Consider the following 17,770-nt stretch of genomic DNA (forward strand, 5'->3'; position numbering starts at 1 on the left):
AGCTGACAGCATAGTGTTGAAAGCTTATATTTACTGAGAGCTAACAGCTCATAACTGGTTGCTGATTTATATGCTTGGACAAAGATTTTCACAATTAAAAAATACACTTAAGCCAGAAGAATTCAATAGTATTGACTTTTTAAAACAAAAGGCTGAAGAATTAAAACATTCTGATAAAGAATTATCAGATCGCGTTTTAGTGCGTGTTAAAAATTTGCAAAACCAGAAGAGAGAGAAGTCGTCAGCTGGTAGCTCTCAGTTATCAGTTAAAGAGACAAAAAACAAAAATAAACAAAACGTTAAGGTAAATGAAATCCAAAAAGGAAAGTTAAAAGCTATTATTACCTCGCCTTTTATGTTGCTTGTTATTTTACCATTTTTGCTATTCACCATTTACCAAGTGTTTATTGCAACTGAGCGTTTTGAAAGTAAAGCGCAGGTAATAGTTCAACAACCTGATTCAATGTCAACCATGGATGCGGGAATGGCTTTGCTTTCCGGTATAGGTGTATCCTCTGGTGGTTCCGATACTGAATTGGTAAAAGCTTATATATACTCTAATGATATGGTGCAATATTTGAATCATGAGTTAGATTTGCGAAATCATTACACTCAAGGTTTTATCGATTATTTCAGTCGTATTCATGAAAGTGATAGTCGAGATGAATTACTTAGTTATTTTCAAGAAAGAGTTAAAGTTGATATTAATGAAAAATCAGGGATTATAACTATTTCTAGTCAAGGATTTGATAGTGAGTATGCACAGTTATTGACAAATAAAATTGTTAACCGTGCAGAATGGTTTATTAATTCTATAGGTCATCAATTAGCAAATGAACAACTCGCTTTTATTAAAGGTGAACATGAAAATATTGAGAGAAAGTTCGCAAAGGCGCAGACTGATTTATTAAATTTTCAACAACAATATAATTTGTTAGACCCTACCGCAGAAGGGGTAGCGATGCAAGAGATTACTTATACTCTAGAAGGGCAAATCGCGACTAAAGAAACAGAGTTGAAAACAGCTGAAGCAATAATGAGCCCTAAGTCTCCTCAAGTTTTATCACTTCAAAATGAATTAAAAGCACTAAGTGCACAATTAAAAACAGAAAGAAATAAGCTCGCACAATCTGGAAAAGAAGAAATTGCAGTGAGTGAGTTATTAGCAAAATTTACAGATTATAAAGTAAAGATGGAGCTGGCACTTCAAGCTTACACTTCTTCGCAAATATCCCTAGAAAAATCAAGAATTGAAGCATATCGACAAATCAAATATTTGATCGTAGTTGAAAAAGCAACATTAAGTGAAGAAAAAATACCCTGATGTTATATATAACATCAGTTTATTTTTGCTTTTATTTAGTTTGATATATGGTATAGGAAAAATCATCGTCACAACTATTCGTGAATTAAAATAAGAATCAGATTTTTAGCTTTCTAACAAATAAATTAAAGGTATTTTATGAGCAATCCATTAAATCGAAAAGGTATTATATTAGCTGGTGGTTCAGGTACGCGTTTATACCCATTAACTAAAGTTGTTAGTAAACAACTAATGTCGGTTTATGATAAACCAATGATTTTTTATCCTGTTTCAAATTTGATGATGGCAGGTATTACGGAAATTTTGATTATATCAACACCTGATGAAATACATCGTTTTCAGCGTTTATTAGGGGACGGAGTCGCATGGGGTATTAATTTTGAATATGTAGTGCAACCAAGCCCTGACGGATTAGCACAAGCTTTTTTATTAGCTGAGGAGTTCTTAGCAGGCTCTCCTGCCGCTTTAGTGCTTGGTGATAATTTATTTTATGGTCATGACTTTGCTACTTCTTTAAAGAAAGCGAATCAGCAAGAATCTGGGGCAACGGTGTTTGGCTATCATGTTTCAAATCCTAAATCCTATGGAGTTGTTGAATTTGATGATACAGGCTTAGCTATTTCTATCGAGGAAAAACCTGAAAAACCAAAATCTAATTACGCAGTTCCAGGTCTATATTTCTTTGATAACAAAGTAGTGCAATTTGCTAAAAATGTTAAGCCATCTCCTCGTGGTGAACTTGAAATTACAGATGTGATTGACCAATATTTACAAACGAAATCTCTCAAAGTAGAAATTATGGGGCGTGGGACGGCATGGTTAGATACCGGTACGCTAGATGATTTACTTGATGTCTGCGGTTTTTATTCGTGCAATAGAAAAAGCGCCAGGGGCTAAAAATAAACTGTCCTGAAGAAATAGCTTATAGAATGGGGTATATCAGTAAAGAACAATTAAGAGACATCGCACAGCCTCTTATTAAATCGGGCTACGGTCGTTACTTATTATCTTTATTAGATAATGCAGTGTTTTAGAGCCAGCTATCAGCTATCAGTAATTAGCTATTAGCCTTTTTAATTTGTAAATCGAGTCGTTATTATGAAATTTATAGAAACAAGCATTCCAGACGTAAAAATTATTGAGCCAAAGGTCTTTGGCGATGAACGAGGCTTCTTTATGGAAACCTTTCGTACATCATTATTTAATGAGCATTGTGGTAAAACAGAATTTGTTCAAGAGAATCATAGCAAATCTAGTCATGGAATTCTGCGTGGTTTACATTTTCAAACTGAGAATACACAGGGTAAATTAGTACGTGTAACAAAAGGTGAAGTATTTGATGTGGCAGTTGATTTGCGTACATCTTCAGAAACGTTTGGGCAATGGGTTGGAGTATTACTCTCTGCTGAAAATAAACGTCAACTATGGGTCCCAGAAGGCTTTGCTCACGGTTTTTATGTAACAAGTGAAGAGGCTGAGTTTGTTTATAAATGTACTGATATTTATAATCCTAATACAGAGGTCTCAATAAAATGGGACGATTCAACATTAAACATTGATTGGCCATTAGTTGAGGGAAAACTTCCTAACTTATCGGCTAAAGATGAAGCTGGAATGTCATATTTAGACGCACCAAAGTTTTAATTCTTGAAAAAAATACTCATTAGTTCAAATACCTCATGGTTTATCTATAATTTTTTTAGAACAACAATAAAAGAATTTATGGGAGATGGGCGACAGGTTTACATTTTGGCACCTAAAGATGCTTATTCTGAAAAACTAAGTGCGTTGGGTTGCCATTTTTATCCTATGTCTGTGGATCGATCTGGGGCAAAGTTAACTGTAGAATTTAAAACAATTCTACAATTTTATAGCACAATAAAAATAATAAAGCCTGATTGCCTTTTAAATTTTACCCCCAAGATGAATATTTATGGTGCAGTTATTGGGCGCCTATTAAATATCCCTGTTATAAATAGTGTAGCAGGACTGGGGTCAATATTTACTGAAAAAGGGTTTAAACCACGGATTGGTAAGCTTCTATTACGGCTCACTCAGCCTTTAGTTAACCATATTATTTTTCAAAACCCAGATGATAGGCAGGTATATTTAGAGCACCATTTTGTTAAAGCAAAGCACACTTCCAGAGTGCATGGTATTGGCATCGATCTTAAAAGCTTTAAAGCGCACTCTGCACCAGATGATAATGTTGTCCGTTTTATTTTAGTGGCTAGAATGTTGAAGAATAAAGGGGTGATAGAGTTTGTAAAAGTCGCTGAAAGAATACGAGATAAATATCTCGCTAAAGACGAGGCTTCTAGTGACTTTGTTAAATGTGAATTTTCTTTACTTGGGTTTATTGATGAAGATAACCCTCAGGGTATTAGTCGAAGCACATTGATAAGATGGGACCAAGAAAGAAATGTACGCTATTTGGGTAAAACCGATGATGTATATTCTGTTGTCAAAAACTATGACTGTGTTGTTTTACCTTCCTACTACCGAGAAGGTATTCCACAGTGTTTGATTGAAGCTTGTGCAATGGCTAAACCGGTTATTACTACTGATAATGTTGGATGCCGAGAAACAGTTGAGGATCAAATAACAGGTATAAAAATACCCTGTCGAAATGTTGAAGCTTTAGAAGATGCCATGCAAAAAATCATTGATATGTCACATCAAGAACGCTTAAATTTAGGCATCAATGGACGTCTTAAAGCTGAAAAAGAATTCTGTCATTTAAACATTGCCAAGCATTACTTGTTAATGATAGATGCATTGCTCTCAAATAAAAAAACAAAATGATAGATATCGTACTTGCTACTTATAATGGTGCAAAATTTTTAAAGGAACAGATAACCTCTATACAAAACTGTGAGGGATATAATGAGTTAATCGAGCGTTTTATTATCATCGATGATGGCTCAACTGATGATACGTTGAAGATTATTGAAAAGCTAAAAAAACCGATAATAAAATAGAACTGCATATTAATCAGTCTGGAAAACATGGAACACAAAAAATTTTTCAGAAGGTTTAAAGTTAACAACTTCCGAGTACTTAATGTTATCAGATCAGGATGATATTTGGTTTAAAGATAAAATAATAGAAAGCTTTAAAGCATTAAAAGCATTAGAGAGAGAATCGGAGAGAATAAAACCTTTGTTAGTGTTTACTGACAAAATGATTGTTGATGAACAACTAAATGTTTTAAATTATAGTGATTATGAGCGTAGTAAAATTTCTAAAGATTGGCATTTACAAACAAAGTACTTGCTCCAACGTAACGTTGCTTCAGGGTGTACTATGTCGTTTAACAGGCAACTGTTAAATAAAGCAATGCCTATACCGAAAGAAGCATTTATGCACGATTGGTGGTTTGCCATTATCGCTTCATATTACGGCAAAATAAAACTTATCGATAAACCTCTTATGCAATATCGACAACATAGCGCTAACGTTATTGGTTCGCCAGAACGTTCAACCTGGTTATTATTGATTAATGCTAAAAAGAGTTATCAACTCTTTGAGAAAAACTTTAATAAAGCAATGCAACAAGCAAAGTACTTTGAAAATACTACCAATCAAGCATCTGAATTTACTGCTTTATATGACTGTTCGATTTTCAAAATATTTTATTTTGTGCTGTTTAAAAACATAACTCAAAGTGGAACGATAAGAAAACTCTCTATTATCTTTCTTCTATTAAAGCGCCGATTACATAAAAATTAATATACATTAGTTTAATATTCCATTTTATTTTTCGTATAATAGAGTTTAACCTTTTACTTTTACTTTTACTTTTACTTTTACTTTTACTTTTACTTTTACTTTTACTTTTACCTTTAACCTTTTATCTTTTATCTTTTATCTTTTATCTTTCATCTTTTACCTTTCATCTTTCACCCTTAACCTTTTTATTAATCACTTAAATTTGAGAAATTTAGTAATTCAATCGGTTCATAATTGATATTTTTTGTTGTATTATTTGATATTGATTTTTAAGAATAGTTACCATTAAGTGAGTTCAAATAAATGAAAGTATTAATTACAGGGAAAGGTGGACAACTTGCTTGGGAACTTGAGCAAACAAAACCTGAGATGATCAACCTTATCAGTTTATCCGCACAAGATTTAGACATTACTGATCAAGAAGTTGTTGAACAAGTTTTAAGACTACATAAACCTGATATTGTTATTAATGCAGCGACCTATACAGCGGTCGACAAAGCCGAAGAAGATATTAAAACAGCTTATGCTGTTAACGATTTAGGCAGTGAATATTTAGCCTTATCTTGTAAAGACCTAAATTCAAAACTTATCCATGTTTCAACTGACTTTGTATTTGATGGAACCAAAACGACTCCTTATCAAACTGATGAAAAGCCAAATCCAATTAATGTTTATGGCGCTTCTAAATTAGCTGGTGATATCAAAGTAAATGACATTCTAGGTGCACAGGCAACCATTATCCGTACTGCATGGGTCTACTCCGCAAACGGTAATAATTTTGTAAAAACCATGTTGCGTTTAATGACAGAGAAAGAGCATCTAGGTATTGTATACGATCAGGTGGGTACTCCAACCTGGGCAAAAGGCTTAGCGAAAATGATTTGGGCGCTTATTATGCCTGAAGGCCTAAATGCTGGAAATCTGGATGTTCAATCTTCAAGCCCTCAAGCCTTAACGCCTTCCAGCTCTGAAGCTTTGTTGCTCCATTGGACCGATGCAGGTGTTTGCTCGTGGTACGATTTTGCAGTGGCTATTCAAGAGTTAGCTGTGGAAAAAGGTTTTTTAGATAAAGCTATTCCTGTCCGTCCTATTCCTGCTAGTGCATACCCAACTCCGGCTACTCGCCCATCCTTCAGTGTCATTGATAAAGCTTCCGCAGAACAAGCAAGTGGCGTAGAAACAATTCACTGGCGTAAACAGCTTTCTGAAATGATGGATGAATTAAAACATAGCCAGAATAATAAATAATAAATAATAAATAATAAATAATAAATAATAAATAATAAATAATAAATAATAAATAATAAATAATAACTAATAACTACAAGCTGATAGCTCTTGTATTGAGGAACAAAATGAGAAATTTACTAGTAACAGGTGGTGCCGGTTTTATCGGTGCAAATTATGTATTGTATTGGCTTGCAAATAATCCGCAGGATAAAGTAGTTGTTTTGGATGCACTTACTTATGCAGGCAACCGTGCAAGTTTAACTTCTGTTGAAGACAATCCTAATTTTGTATTTACTCATGGTGATATTTGTAATACAGAGCTAGTAGAGTCGCTTCTTAAAGAACATAAAATCGATACATTAGTACATTTTGCCGCAGAGTCTCATGTTGATCGCTCTATTACTGGGCCAGATGCATTTATTGAAACTAATATTATTGGTACTTACAGCTTACTCAAAGCGGCAAAAAAAGTTTGGATTGACGAACCTAAAGCAAATGGCCAAGCACCACTTAAACATCGTTTTCATCACGTATCAACAGATGAAGTTTATGGAGAACTTGGACCAAATGATCCTGCATTTACAGAAGAAACTGCTTATGCACCTAACTCTCCTTACTCTGCATCTAAAGTCGCTTCTGATCACTTAGTGCGTGCTTATCATCACACTTATGGTTTGGAAGTCACGACATCAAACTGCTCTAATAACTACGGTCCTTACCATTTCCCTGAAAAACTGATCCCATTGATTATTACTAATATTTTATTTGATAAGCCATTACCTGTTTACGGTGATGGACAACAAATTCGTGATTGGTTATATGTGGAAGATCACGCTCGTGGAATTGAATTAGTTCTTAATAAAGGGCGTTTAGGTGAAAACTACAATATTGGCGGTCATAATGAATGGGCTAATATTGATATCGTGAAATTAGTTTGTGAGTTAATGAATGAGTATTTTGCTAAGGACCCAACTCTCGCAACCCGATTCCCTGAAGCGAAAACCGTACGAGAAGGTAAAGCCACTTCACTCATTACTTTTGTTACTGACAGAGCAGGACATGATTGGCGTTACGCGATTGATGCAACTAAAACAAATAACGAGTTGGGTTATAAACCTGCAGAATCTTTTGAAACAGGTATTAGAAAAACAGTTGATTGGTATTTAGGAAATGAAACTTGGTGGAAGGATCTATTAGAGGTTGTGAAAAAATGAATGTGAAAACAAAAATAATGAGTCGAATTGCCACGTCTAATGAAAGTATTTTAGATGTTGAATTCTATCGCTCTAGTTACCCAGATCTTAGCCAATTGTCTAATAAACGTCTGAAGAATCATTGGCATTTTAAAGGAAAAAAAGAGGGAAGGTTTCCTAATTTAGAACAAATGTTACTTTCTAAAGGAATTAAATCAATTGATGAATTTAATTTTGAATTAGATCTTGATTTCTATTTGTTATTTTATCCAGACCTTACAGAAGCTGGGATTACTTCACTGCAACAGGCAAAAATACATTGGTTAACAAATGGAAAGTCTGAAAATAGATTCAGAACAATGCAACAATGGGTAGATAGTAATAACGGGGTATTATATCTAGACTTAGATAAGTTTAAACTAAATGATATTATTTTAAATAATAAGAATTATTCGCTTAATGTAACAGATATATTAAACATTGCTGTTGGCAAAATTACTCAGCCGATTAGTATTTATGCTGATAATAAAAAAGATGCTGAGTTTTACGAAAATTTAGGTGTTCGTTGTTATTTGGAGTACAGGAATAATAAAACGACGCAAAGTATACAAGCGACACGCTCTGCTTGGCAAATGTCTTTATATTTTCATCAAAACGGAGAGGTATTAGAACATTTAGGTAATACATACCTAGATCAAAGTGATTACCGAACAGCACAAAAAATATACCAATCAGCAATTGCAATTAAGTTGCCTGAACTTTCAATGTACTTAACTAACAATATTTTATTCTGTTATGAAAGCCAACAACGTATTAAACAAGGCGTTGAGTTTTTATCCAGTTTTGAGAATAGTAAATTAATGGAATTTGTAGGAGATTATTTTTTTACTAAACAGAACTACCAAGATGCAGAAAGTGCATATATGCATGTATTTGAAGCTTCTTCTAAACCTTCGTTGAAAATAATAGAGCGTCTACTTGAGTGTTCAGAAAAACAGTTTAGTTTTCAAAATGGGGTTAAATTACTCGTTTCATTACAGAAAAAATGCCCTGAATTCACATATTCCTTTGAATTGTTAAAAAGTTTTATTCAAAAATTTTATTGGGATTATTTAGGGGTATTCATATGCTCGCAACTTTAGATAATCGTAAGAAATTAAAAGAAAGAGTATTAGAGTACACCGAAATTATTTATGATGCGTATTATCAATTTTATGGTGGTATAGAACAACAAGAATTAAAAACATTGAATACAGATAAAATTTTAATCATTGGTGATTTCCACGTACCTCAATGTATACGCTATCGAATTGACCAAAAAGTAGAGCAGTTAGAAACTCAAGGTAAAGAAGTTACAACTGTCGATTGGTTGAAAGTTGATGAACATCAAAATGAGATTGCTTTACACGATATTGTGATTTTCTATAGAGTACCAGCCCTACCTGAAGTGTTAAAAACAATTGCGCAAGTTAATGCTAATGGTAAAGCATCATTTTATGAAATTGACGATCTTTTATTTGAAGAAAGTTATCCAGCACCCATTGAAACGTTTGGAGGGTATGTCGGATTAGATACTCATATAGAATTACGTAAATCAATGGCAAGTTTTTATGCTCACGGCTAAACAATGTCGTTTTGGTATATCTTCTACGCAACTATTATGCGACAAATTACAAAATTTAGTGATGGATAAAACCTGTTTATTGCATCGTAATGGTTTAGATAAGCTTAATGTAATTAGGAGTGAAGATAAGTCACATAAAAAAACGGTTGATATTTTTTACGGTAGTGGTACTCAAGCGCATAATAGTGATTTCATTGATCAAGCATTACCTGCTTTAACGCGAATTTTAGATAAACATAAAAATTCACGCTTAATTATTGCTGGTTACTTACAATTACCCAAAGCTTTCACTTCTCGTTATAAAACACAATTAAAACAAGTACCGCCAATTAAAAATGTTAAAGCATATTGGGCATTTTTAGCACAAGCCGATATTAGCCTAGCTGTATTAGACGATGATGAAATCAACGGATGTAAAAGTGAGTTGAAGTGGTTTGAAGTCGCCTGTTTTAGTATTCCATCAGTAGTGAGTACAACTGCAAATTACCGAGATGTATTAGTGGATGGTGAAGATGCTTTTATAGCGAGTAATGAGCAAGAGTGGTTTGACGCGCTTAATCGGCTCATTATTGACCCTCAACTACGTGAAAAAATTGCAAGTAAAGCATTAACTAAAGTTCAAAATGAGTATTCCGTAGAGTATTTGGGTGAAAATTTAGTAGCACAAATAGATTCTTTATTAGTTAAACCAGTTAAAAATAAGAAAAAATTAGCGTTAGTGAATGTGTTTTTTCCTCCTCAAGCTATTGGAGGAGCAACAAGAGTTGTTTCAGATAACTTTGATATATTGCAACAGCAATATGGTGATGAATACGAGTTAGTGGTTTTTACCTCAGATGATCGGTGTACAACACCTTATGAATTAACAAGCTATCAGCACCAGGGAGTAACAGTTTATCGCTCTACTATTTTATATCGTGAAAACATGGATTGGCATGCACAAGATCCTAAAATGTATGAGCTATTTGAACAGTTTATTGAGCTAGAACAACCAGATGTAGTGCATTTTCATTGTGTACAGCGTTTGACAGCTTCTGTGATAGAAGCTACAAAAGATAATAAAATTCCTTATATTATCACTGCTCATGATGCATGGTGGATTTCTGACCATCAATTTCTGGTTGATGCAGATGATAACGTCTATCCTGATGGGCACCCAGATATGTTTGCGGCAAAGAACATTACCCAACAACGTTAGCTTAGAAGACTCTATTGAGCGTTTAATCTACTTTAGAGATTTATTGAAAGGAGCTAAATATTTGCTAACTGTATCTGAAAGTTTTGCCACTATTTACAGAAAAAATGGTTACTCAGAAATACAAGTAAACAAAAATGGTATTAGCTCTACAGTTGAATGGTTAGACAAGGATACTTCTAAGAATGATAAGGTTATTTGTGCACACATTGGGGGGATGGCTAATCATAAAGGTTATTTCTTGTTAAAAGAAGCAATAGAGCAAGAACAGCCTAAAAATATTGAAATGTTAATTGTGGATCATGCTAAAGATGAAGGATATATCGAAAAAACATTTTGGGGGAAAGTACCTGTAACCTTTATAGGACGTGTTAGCCAAACAGGCATTACCGAGTTATATCAAAAAATGGACGTCTTGTTTGCTCCCTCTATGTGGCCTGAAAGTTATGGTTTAGTGACTCGTGAAGCCACTGCTTGTGGTTGCTGGGTTGTCGCCAGTGAGCTTGGAGGAATAGGTGAGGATATAATAGAAGGGAATACAGGTTTGCGTATAAAGCCTGACGTACAAGGTGTGGTTAAAGCTGTCAATGAGATTGATAAAAACTCTAAGAAATTTAAAAGCATAATATTGCAACATGATATTCGTATCGTAGATAAGCAAGTTGAAGAGTTAGCTAGGTATTATAATGCTTGATAATCAGGAAATGGAAATTGTTCATACAATGTATGGAGATTTTACTTGTTGGAAGAACGATTTAATTACCGATCAACTTAAAGCTTACTCTGCTCACACCAGAAATGAGCTGGCTATGCTATCAACAATTATTCAAGAAGGAGATAATATTTTAGATATAGGTGCACATATAGGCACATTTTCTATACCTTTTTCTTTTTTAATAAACAACTTGGAAAAATATATTCATTAGAAGGTAATAAAGATAATTTTGATTTATTAAGTCAAAACATAGTCAATAATTACTTGCAAGATAGCATTATCCCGTTTAACGTTATTGCAGACTAACGAAAAGGGATTATACTCGCATAAAAAGCCAGTTAACAGTAATTCAGGTATGTCATATTTTGTTCCTAGTAACGTTAATGATGTTGGTGTGGAATCCATACTTGTTGGAGATTGGTTTCAAGATAATTGTATCGATAGCTTACAGCTAATAAAGATTGATGTCGAAGGGGCAGAGTTTGAAGTTATTAAATCATGCTTGCACCTCATTAAGAAATATCGACCTGTATTTTACATTGAAATATGCAGAGAACAATTGTTGAGGTTTAATGCTAACTATGAAGATATTGAAGTTTTACTAAAACAAAATGGATATGAATTTTTTGTTAATAATGGAAAAAGAAATAGCAGTAATGATGATTTTGTGATTAAGCATATTAATTCGCTCGACGAAGGAGGGAATTTCTTTGACTTACTTGCAATTCATCGTGATGACAAAAGATATCCCAATTATATTAAATTTAATAAGGAAAAGCCCAAAATGTTAGAAAATTTATTTCTTAGTGTAGGAGCAATGAAAGCAGGGACCACATGGTTGTATGAACAATTAAAAGATCATCCTGAAATTCATTTTACACCAGAAAAAGAAATACATTATTTTGCAAATAAAATAGGGATTGAAAAACAACTTAACCATAGAAACCGCATTATTAAATTGAAAGAAGTGTTACAAAAAACGGCTTCGGGTAATCCTAAATTCATATCACAGAATGCAGAAGAAATTTCATGGTATGCAGAATATGCGAGGGAAAAAGAAATATCAAATGAATGGTATGAAAATTTATTCCGATTTAATACAGGCAAAAAGTTCTGCGCAGATTTTTCAAATTTGTACTGTCAAATGGATGAAAATGGCTGGGGTAATGTTCGTAAAGTTACTAAAAATGTAAAAGTTATTTATACATTGCGTGATCCTCTTGAGCGTTTGTGGTCGCATTATAAGTTTCACATGAAATGGGTAAACAGAGAGGATGAGGCTTTAGATGCAGGCTTTGAACATTTTAAAAATTTACTGGATAAGGATTTCTTTTGGGTTAATGCAGAGTATGCAAAAAACTACGAGTTACTTAAGAACTCTTTGAATAATGATGAGTTAATGATTCTTTATTTTGAAGATTTTAGAGAAAACCCAATTGAAATGTTACATGAAGTGCAAAAATTTTTGGGGATTAAAGTCATCACTCCTGAACAAAGTAAACTAGATAAAAAGGTAAATAAAACAAAAAACTTTGGGATGCCTGCAGAGTGGAAAGATTATGCGTATAAAAAATTATCTGAGAATAAAACTGTTATAAATAATCAATTGGGACATGAAAAATGGTCAATAAAAAGTTTATAGCCGACGGAAAGTTTTCATTAAAATTAAATGTGACACAAGAACAAACTGTGGCTTTAGTTGATGAAAATCTTGTTGTTGAGGGACATAAGACGATAAATGATAAAGAGGAAATAAGCTTTGAGTTTCTTCTGTTTGATATTTTCAAATTAAAAAAATTTACTTGTCTATAGATGGAAAAAATATTCAGGAATTAAACCTTATTGATATAGATTGTGATAGTTGGGAGCTTGATTTTTCAAATATTATTAAAAGTATAAACTTGTTAGAATGTCGATTTGAAAAAATAGCATCATATCTTTACATATTGAGTCATGTAAACTTAAATTCTTGTGCTAGTGGAATGCTTTTTACCAATCTCTTTTTTAGAATTTCTGAAAATATTAATGACTTTAAATGGGCATTTGATTTTATAGTTGAACAAAAGTTAGCATATGATAAGCATATAAATATCATTACTGCCGAAGATGCACGATGGTACATATCATCATCTTTGAATATAGGGTTGTTTTGCTTGTTTTTGAATCAAATTCCATTAGCAGAAAAAATATTTTTGGGGGTTTACCGCAAATCTAGATACATAAGTTATGCTCCGATGTGTTTATGGAACTATATAAGTACTATTTTATGTTTAGCTTTAATAGAAATATATAAAGAAAAGTTTGATGATGCAATTCCGTTCCTTAATGAAGCTTTTTTTAATTCTAAACATGCATTAAATGAAATATACCACCCTAAAAATGAATCTTTACTGACACAAATCCACGATTGTGAAATAGTATTAAAACTAGGAGAACAAGCGTTAATTGCACAGGTTGCGCTATTGGAGCAGAAGCAAAAATCTAGGCTAACTAAACAAGCTAAATATACTCTAGGAAGAAATCAACGCTTCACCTCAAAACCTGTATTGAAAAGGTATAGGTTTGTTAAAGGTGAGTTCCTTGATTTTTTTAAAATTGTAGATAATCAAATTAATATAAAATTGGGGAAATAAATGCATATATTAGATTGTACGTTACGAGATGGCGGTTATTACAATAACTGGGATTTTGAACAGGAAGTTGTCGAGGCTTACTTATCAGCGGTAAGTGAAGCAAAAATTGATTATGTGGAGCTTGGTTTACGAAGCTTTCCTAAAGGAGACTTTTTAGGGGCTTATGCATATACAACGGAGGCTCACCTAAATACATTAGATTTACCTGAAGGCCCTACTTATGGTGTGATGGTCGATGCGAAAACAATACTAGAGTCTGAATTATCAATTGAAGATGCTGTTGAAGCATTGTTTGTACCAGCTAGTGATAGCAAAATAAGTTTAGTACGAGTTGTTGCTCATTTTCCAGAAGTAGAGCACTCAGGCCCCATCGTTAAGTGTCTTAAATCATTGGGGTATATCGTTGGTTATAACTTAATGCAAGCAGGTGGTAAAGCTGGTGATGTGATTGCAGATAAAGCAAGACAAGCTAAAGAGTGGGATGATTTAGATGTACTCTATTTTGCTGATTCGCTAGGTAATATGGATAGTGTGGAAGTTGAACGAATTGTAACTGCATTGCGTACTGAATGGTCTGGACCATTAGGGATTCATACTCATAATAATATGGCAAAAGGATTAGATAATTCGATAGCGACCAATAATGTGGGTGTTACTTGGTTGGATGCAACTATTACAGGTATGGGCCGTGGTGCTGGTAATACTCAAACAGAAAGTTTATTGGCTGTTTTGGATAAAGGTGAAAGTAAGTATATATCTAAACCTATTTATGAGTTAGTTATACGTCATTTCGAATCAATGCAAAGACATTACGGTTGGGGAAGTAACTTATTATATTTCCTAGGGGCTCAAAATGATGTACATCCTACTTATATTCAAAACTTATTATCTAATAGCCATTACGGGACCGATGAAATAGTTGGTGCGATAGATTATTTAAGTAAATTAGATGGGACTACATCTTACAATGGTGCTGTATTAAACACTGCTTTATCATTTAATACAAACGAGACTGCCCCATTATCTGGAACAGAAGCAATTTGTGGACTATTTGATAATAAAAATGTACTTATTGTGACTAATGGGCCAAGTACTAAAAAATACTTAGGCGCGATCAATTTATATATTGAGCAATTTAAACCTGTTGTTATTTCTATTAATGTAAGTGACTACATTTCAGCTGATATTATCGATTATTATGTGATTTCTCATAACGCAAAATTTTTATCAGATGCAGACCGTTATAATAAATTAAATAGGCCTGTTATATTACCACTACATCGTTTCACAAAAAGTGAATTGGCTGTTATTTCAGACCTTCAGTTACTAGATTATGGTTTGACTATAAAAGACAACGAATTTGCCTCTAATACGTCTCACAGTGTAATTCCGTCGGATATTACCACTGCTTATGTCTTAGCTATGTTACTTGAGTCATGTCCAAGCTCAGTTAAACTAGTTGGATTTGATGGCTACGATAAAAATGATTCACGCCAACAAGAGATGATGAAGGTCATAGAGTTATATAATAAAGATGACCGCTCTTGTGAGCTTGTCTCATTAACACCAACAAGCTACCCATTAACTAAAGGGTCGGTTTATGCTCCCAATTGCTAAATATGATATTTATATTTTTGATTGTGATGGAGTTATTTTAGACTCCAACCAATTAAAAATTGATGCAATGCATAATGCATTGCTTCCATTAGTTAAAAATATAAAGCATGTTAACCTTTGCATTGATTACTTTCGGAATAATTTTGGCCGTTCTCGTTTTCACCACATTGATGTATTTGTGAATGAGCTTTTGGATTTAAAAGATAGTGAAAAAGAATCCATAAAAGTAGATATTTTAGAAGGTTATTCAAGTCAATGTAAGGCGCTTTATTTATCGGCTGATTTAACTCCAAATATATTAACTTTTATATCTGCTTTACGGGGCAAAAAATATATCGCTAGTGGCTCTGAGCAACAAGAATTGAGAGATGTTTTTAAAGAAAGAGGTTTAGATAGCCATTTTGATGAAATATTTGGTTCTCCGGCTAAAAAATCAGATTTAGTTGCATCTATATTAAAGTCAAATGTTCAACAACGTGCAATAATGTTTGGCGATGCTATTTCGGATTTAGAGGCGACGCGATTATCGAATATTGACTTTATAGCTTATATTCCATTTTCAAACGTAAAAGAAAAACTTGTAACGTTAAGTAAAAAAATGGCTCTAAAATAATTAATAACTGGAGTGAATTGCTATGATTACTGCTTTTTTACCTTGCAGGAAAGGAAGCCAACGTATCCCTGATAAGAACGTTAAAGATTTTGCTGGTGTAAAAGGTGGGCTACTTAAAATTAAACTTGAACAATTACTTAAATGTAAAAAAATAGATTCGATTGTCGTATCCTCAAATGATGAAAGAGTATTAAGCTTCGCAAATAAAGTGAATGATTCTAGGATAGTTGTAGATGATCGACCTGATCATTTAGGTAGCAGTTCAACCACTACTGATGAATTAATTAAATATGTCCCATCAATTGTCAAAGAGGGAGAGGTGTTATGGACTCATGTTACTTCTCCTTTTATTACTGAGTTTGATTACGAAAATATTATTGTTGCATACGAAGATGCTTTATCTAAAGGTTATGACTCTCTAATGACAGTTCTTAAACTACAGGGGTTCATTTGGGATGAAAAGCGACCTATCAGCTACGATCGTAATGATTTGAAGTGGCCAATGACACAAAACGTAAAACCATTATATGAAGTGGATAGCGGTGTGTTTTTATCAACAATTAAAAATTATAAAAATTATGATGACCGTATTGGGTTGAAACCATTTTTATTAGAACAAGAAAAGCTAAAGTCAGTAGATATTGATTGGCCTGATGACTTTACATTTGCGGAAGAGTTATGGAAAAGAAAAGTTTAATCTTAGGGCCATCTCATATTATGAGATGGATTCAATCTATAAATACTGCAATTATACCCAGTTTGACAAATGTCGATTTTCATGGGCGTGGGGGAGCACCTATATGGGGGGACTTCATTAAAAATAAATTTAATGACTTTAATAATTATAATCAAATTATTTTTATAGTTGGTGATTTTAGGTTTGGGAATAAAGTATTAATTGATGATTCGGAAATAAGAAATCAACATGGTATAGAAAAGGAATTAATTTCAGTTCAAAATGATAGAGAGATGTATGATAAAGTTGTTAATGAATTACTTTATTTGTCACACTCTAGATATAAATCTAAAATAAAATTTATTTTCTGGGACTTAGCATTACGGGAACACAAAAATCGTAAAGAAAACAAATATACAACAAATGAAGAGTACAAGCACCCAATATGGAACTTACACCAGATACAATGTCAATTTGAAAATAACACTATTAAAATTGATTCTGAAATGAATTTAGACTCCTTATATATAGATGGTAGTAATCATCCTTCATTTTTAGGTTATGTCTATTTATATAAGTTGATTTTTGGATATATAAATAGCATTTCTGTAATTGACTTATTTCCCCTTCAAGATTATCTGATTACAGAATAATAGGGGACTCTTCTTTAATAAGGAACATAAATACCTTTTGTAACAAAGGTATATTAGATTACTCTTATTCTCTTGAAGAAGTTAGATTGTCAAGATTAGAAGATTTTTTAACTAAAAATGATGGTCATTTTACATTTGTTTCTAATATACGTAAATTAAGTGACAATGAAGATGTTTTCTTTAAGCGTATAAAAATACTTCATACTATAAAGTCAAAATTTGGTTCTCGTTTAAATATTATATTTTGGGAGGCTTATGCTCAAGAAGTAATTTCTAGTCGTGAAAAAGGGTACATTAAATTCTTACCAGACAACCCACTTTTTCGTTATCAGACATTAGCTCTTGCCTTTGGCAATAATGCGGTTTACCCCTCTCCAAATTCGCTTTCAGGTCAGTCTCTAGTTGAATTAAATATTGGTTTACAGCCTACGATTAAAGGCGTTTTATGGTTACTTATGAGTAATGATAATTCTTTAATTGAATTTGAAGAATATTACTCTAAATTTAAAGCAAGTTTTTTCACGACCTTTTATCTCAAAAGTTAATTGGATAGTAGCAAAAATAT

Annotated in this window: 19 protein-coding genes and 1 pseudogene; all 20 read left to right on the plus strand. The window is 33.0% G+C overall.

The annotated features are described in order from the left end of the window. Positions 1-58: 58 nt before the first annotated feature. The 20 genes and pseudogenes from ACLKMH_RS09330 to ACLKMH_RS09425 all read left to right on the plus strand — a co-directional run bounded on the left by ACLKMH_RS09330 (position 59) and on the right by ACLKMH_RS09425 (position 17,750). A complete protein-coding gene (locus ACLKMH_RS09330) occupies positions 59-1,324 on the plus strand; it encodes a lipopolysaccharide biosynthesis protein (protein WP_413701728.1) in 1,266 nt (421 codons plus the stop codon). A 138-nt stretch (positions 1,325-1,462) separates the two neighbouring features. After that, a pseudogene (gene rfbA / locus ACLKMH_RS09335) lies at positions 1,463-2,358 on the plus strand (glucose-1-phosphate thymidylyltransferase RfbA). Positions 2,359-2,422: 64 nt separating this feature from the next. Continuing rightward, a complete protein-coding gene (gene rfbC / locus ACLKMH_RS09340; RefSeq protein WP_413701729.1) occupies positions 2,423-2,968 on the plus strand; it encodes a dTDP-4-dehydrorhamnose 3,5-epimerase in 546 nt (181 codons plus the stop codon). 3 nt (positions 2,969-2,971) lie between these two features. Next, entirely contained in the window at positions 2,972-4,129 is a 1,158-nt protein-coding gene (locus ACLKMH_RS09345) for a glycosyltransferase family 4 protein (protein ID WP_413701730.1), read from the plus strand. After that, positions 4,126-4,305 (plus strand): glycosyltransferase, encoded by a 180-nt coding sequence (locus ACLKMH_RS09350; protein ID WP_413701731.1) that lies wholly within the window; start codon positions 4,126-4,128, stop codon positions 4,303-4,305. The genes ACLKMH_RS09345 and ACLKMH_RS09350 overlap by 4 nt, the downstream gene beginning before the upstream one ends. Positions 4,306-4,387: 82 nt before the next feature. After that, positions 4,388-5,056, plus strand: coding sequence for a hypothetical protein (locus tag ACLKMH_RS09355; RefSeq protein ID WP_413701732.1), 669 nt, complete (start codon positions 4,388-4,390; stop codon positions 5,054-5,056). A 303-nt stretch (positions 5,057-5,359) separates the two neighbouring features. Further along, the gene (rfbD, locus tag ACLKMH_RS09360) at positions 5,360-6,304 is read left to right on the plus strand and encodes a dTDP-4-dehydrorhamnose reductase (protein WP_413701733.1); all 945 of its coding nucleotides are present in this window, start codon (positions 5,360-5,362) and stop codon (positions 6,302-6,304) included. 107 nt (positions 6,305-6,411) lie between these two features. Next, entirely contained in the window at positions 6,412-7,500 is a 1,089-nt protein-coding gene (gene rfbB / locus ACLKMH_RS09365) for a dTDP-glucose 4,6-dehydratase (RefSeq protein ID WP_413701734.1), read from the plus strand. Next, positions 7,467-8,621 carry a hypothetical protein gene (locus ACLKMH_RS09370; RefSeq protein ID WP_413701735.1) on the plus strand — a complete coding sequence of 385 codons (1,155 nt, stop codon included), beginning with the start codon at positions 7,467-7,469 and terminating at the stop codon, positions 8,619-8,621. Before rfbB ends, ACLKMH_RS09370 begins: the two co-directional genes overlap by 34 nt. After that, positions 8,606-9,103: a hypothetical protein gene (locus tag ACLKMH_RS09375; RefSeq protein ID WP_413701736.1), complete on the plus strand. Its 498-nt coding sequence runs from the start codon at positions 8,606-8,608 to the stop codon at positions 9,101-9,103. Before ACLKMH_RS09370 ends, ACLKMH_RS09375 begins: the two co-directional genes overlap by 16 nt. Next, entirely contained in the window at positions 9,090-10,301 is a 1,212-nt protein-coding gene (locus ACLKMH_RS09380; protein WP_413701737.1) for a glycosyltransferase, read from the plus strand. Before ACLKMH_RS09375 ends, ACLKMH_RS09380 begins: the two co-directional genes overlap by 14 nt. A gap of 43 nt (positions 10,302-10,344) precedes the next feature. After that, positions 10,345-10,992 (plus strand): glycosyltransferase, encoded by a 648-nt coding sequence (locus ACLKMH_RS09385; protein ID WP_413701738.1) that lies wholly within the window; start codon positions 10,345-10,347, stop codon positions 10,990-10,992. Next, complete coding sequence (locus ACLKMH_RS09390; RefSeq protein WP_413701739.1) at positions 10,985-11,224, plus strand: hypothetical protein; 240 nt, start codon at positions 10,985-10,987, stop codon at positions 11,222-11,224. The genes ACLKMH_RS09385 and ACLKMH_RS09390 overlap by 8 nt, the downstream gene beginning before the upstream one ends. A gap of 144 nt (positions 11,225-11,368) precedes the next feature. Beyond that, the gene (locus tag ACLKMH_RS09395; protein ID WP_413701740.1) at positions 11,369-12,655 is read left to right on the plus strand and encodes a sulfotransferase; all 1,287 of its coding nucleotides are present in this window, start codon (positions 11,369-11,371) and stop codon (positions 12,653-12,655) included. Positions 12,656-12,815: 160 nt separating this feature from the next. After that, positions 12,816-13,646 (plus strand): hypothetical protein, encoded by an 831-nt coding sequence (locus ACLKMH_RS09400; RefSeq protein WP_413701741.1) that lies wholly within the window; start codon positions 12,816-12,818, stop codon positions 13,644-13,646. Then, complete coding sequence (locus ACLKMH_RS09405; protein WP_413701742.1) at positions 13,647-15,263, plus strand: aldolase catalytic domain-containing protein; 1,617 nt, start codon at positions 13,647-13,649, stop codon at positions 15,261-15,263. Next, on the plus strand, positions 15,247-15,876 hold the full coding sequence (locus ACLKMH_RS09410) for an HAD family hydrolase (RefSeq protein WP_413701743.1): 630 nt from the start codon (positions 15,247-15,249) through the stop codon (positions 15,874-15,876). The genes ACLKMH_RS09405 and ACLKMH_RS09410 overlap by 17 nt, the downstream gene beginning before the upstream one ends. A 22-nt stretch (positions 15,877-15,898) precedes the next feature. Continuing rightward, positions 15,899-16,573 (plus strand): cytidylyltransferase domain-containing protein, encoded by a 675-nt coding sequence (locus ACLKMH_RS09415; RefSeq protein WP_413701744.1) that lies wholly within the window; start codon positions 15,899-15,901, stop codon positions 16,571-16,573. Next, entirely contained in the window at positions 16,555-17,205 is a 651-nt protein-coding gene (locus ACLKMH_RS09420; protein WP_413701745.1) for a hypothetical protein, read from the plus strand. Before ACLKMH_RS09415 ends, ACLKMH_RS09420 begins: the two co-directional genes overlap by 19 nt. Positions 17,206-17,291: 86 nt before the next feature. Continuing rightward, entirely contained in the window at positions 17,292-17,750 is a 459-nt protein-coding gene (locus ACLKMH_RS09425; protein WP_413701746.1) for a hypothetical protein, read from the plus strand. Positions 17,751-17,770: the final 20 nt, after the last annotated feature.

The sequence above is a fragment of the Psychromonas sp. KJ10-10 genome, from assembly GCF_047323245.1.
Taxonomy (GTDB): Bacteria; Pseudomonadota; Gammaproteobacteria; order Enterobacterales; family Psychromonadaceae; genus Psychromonas.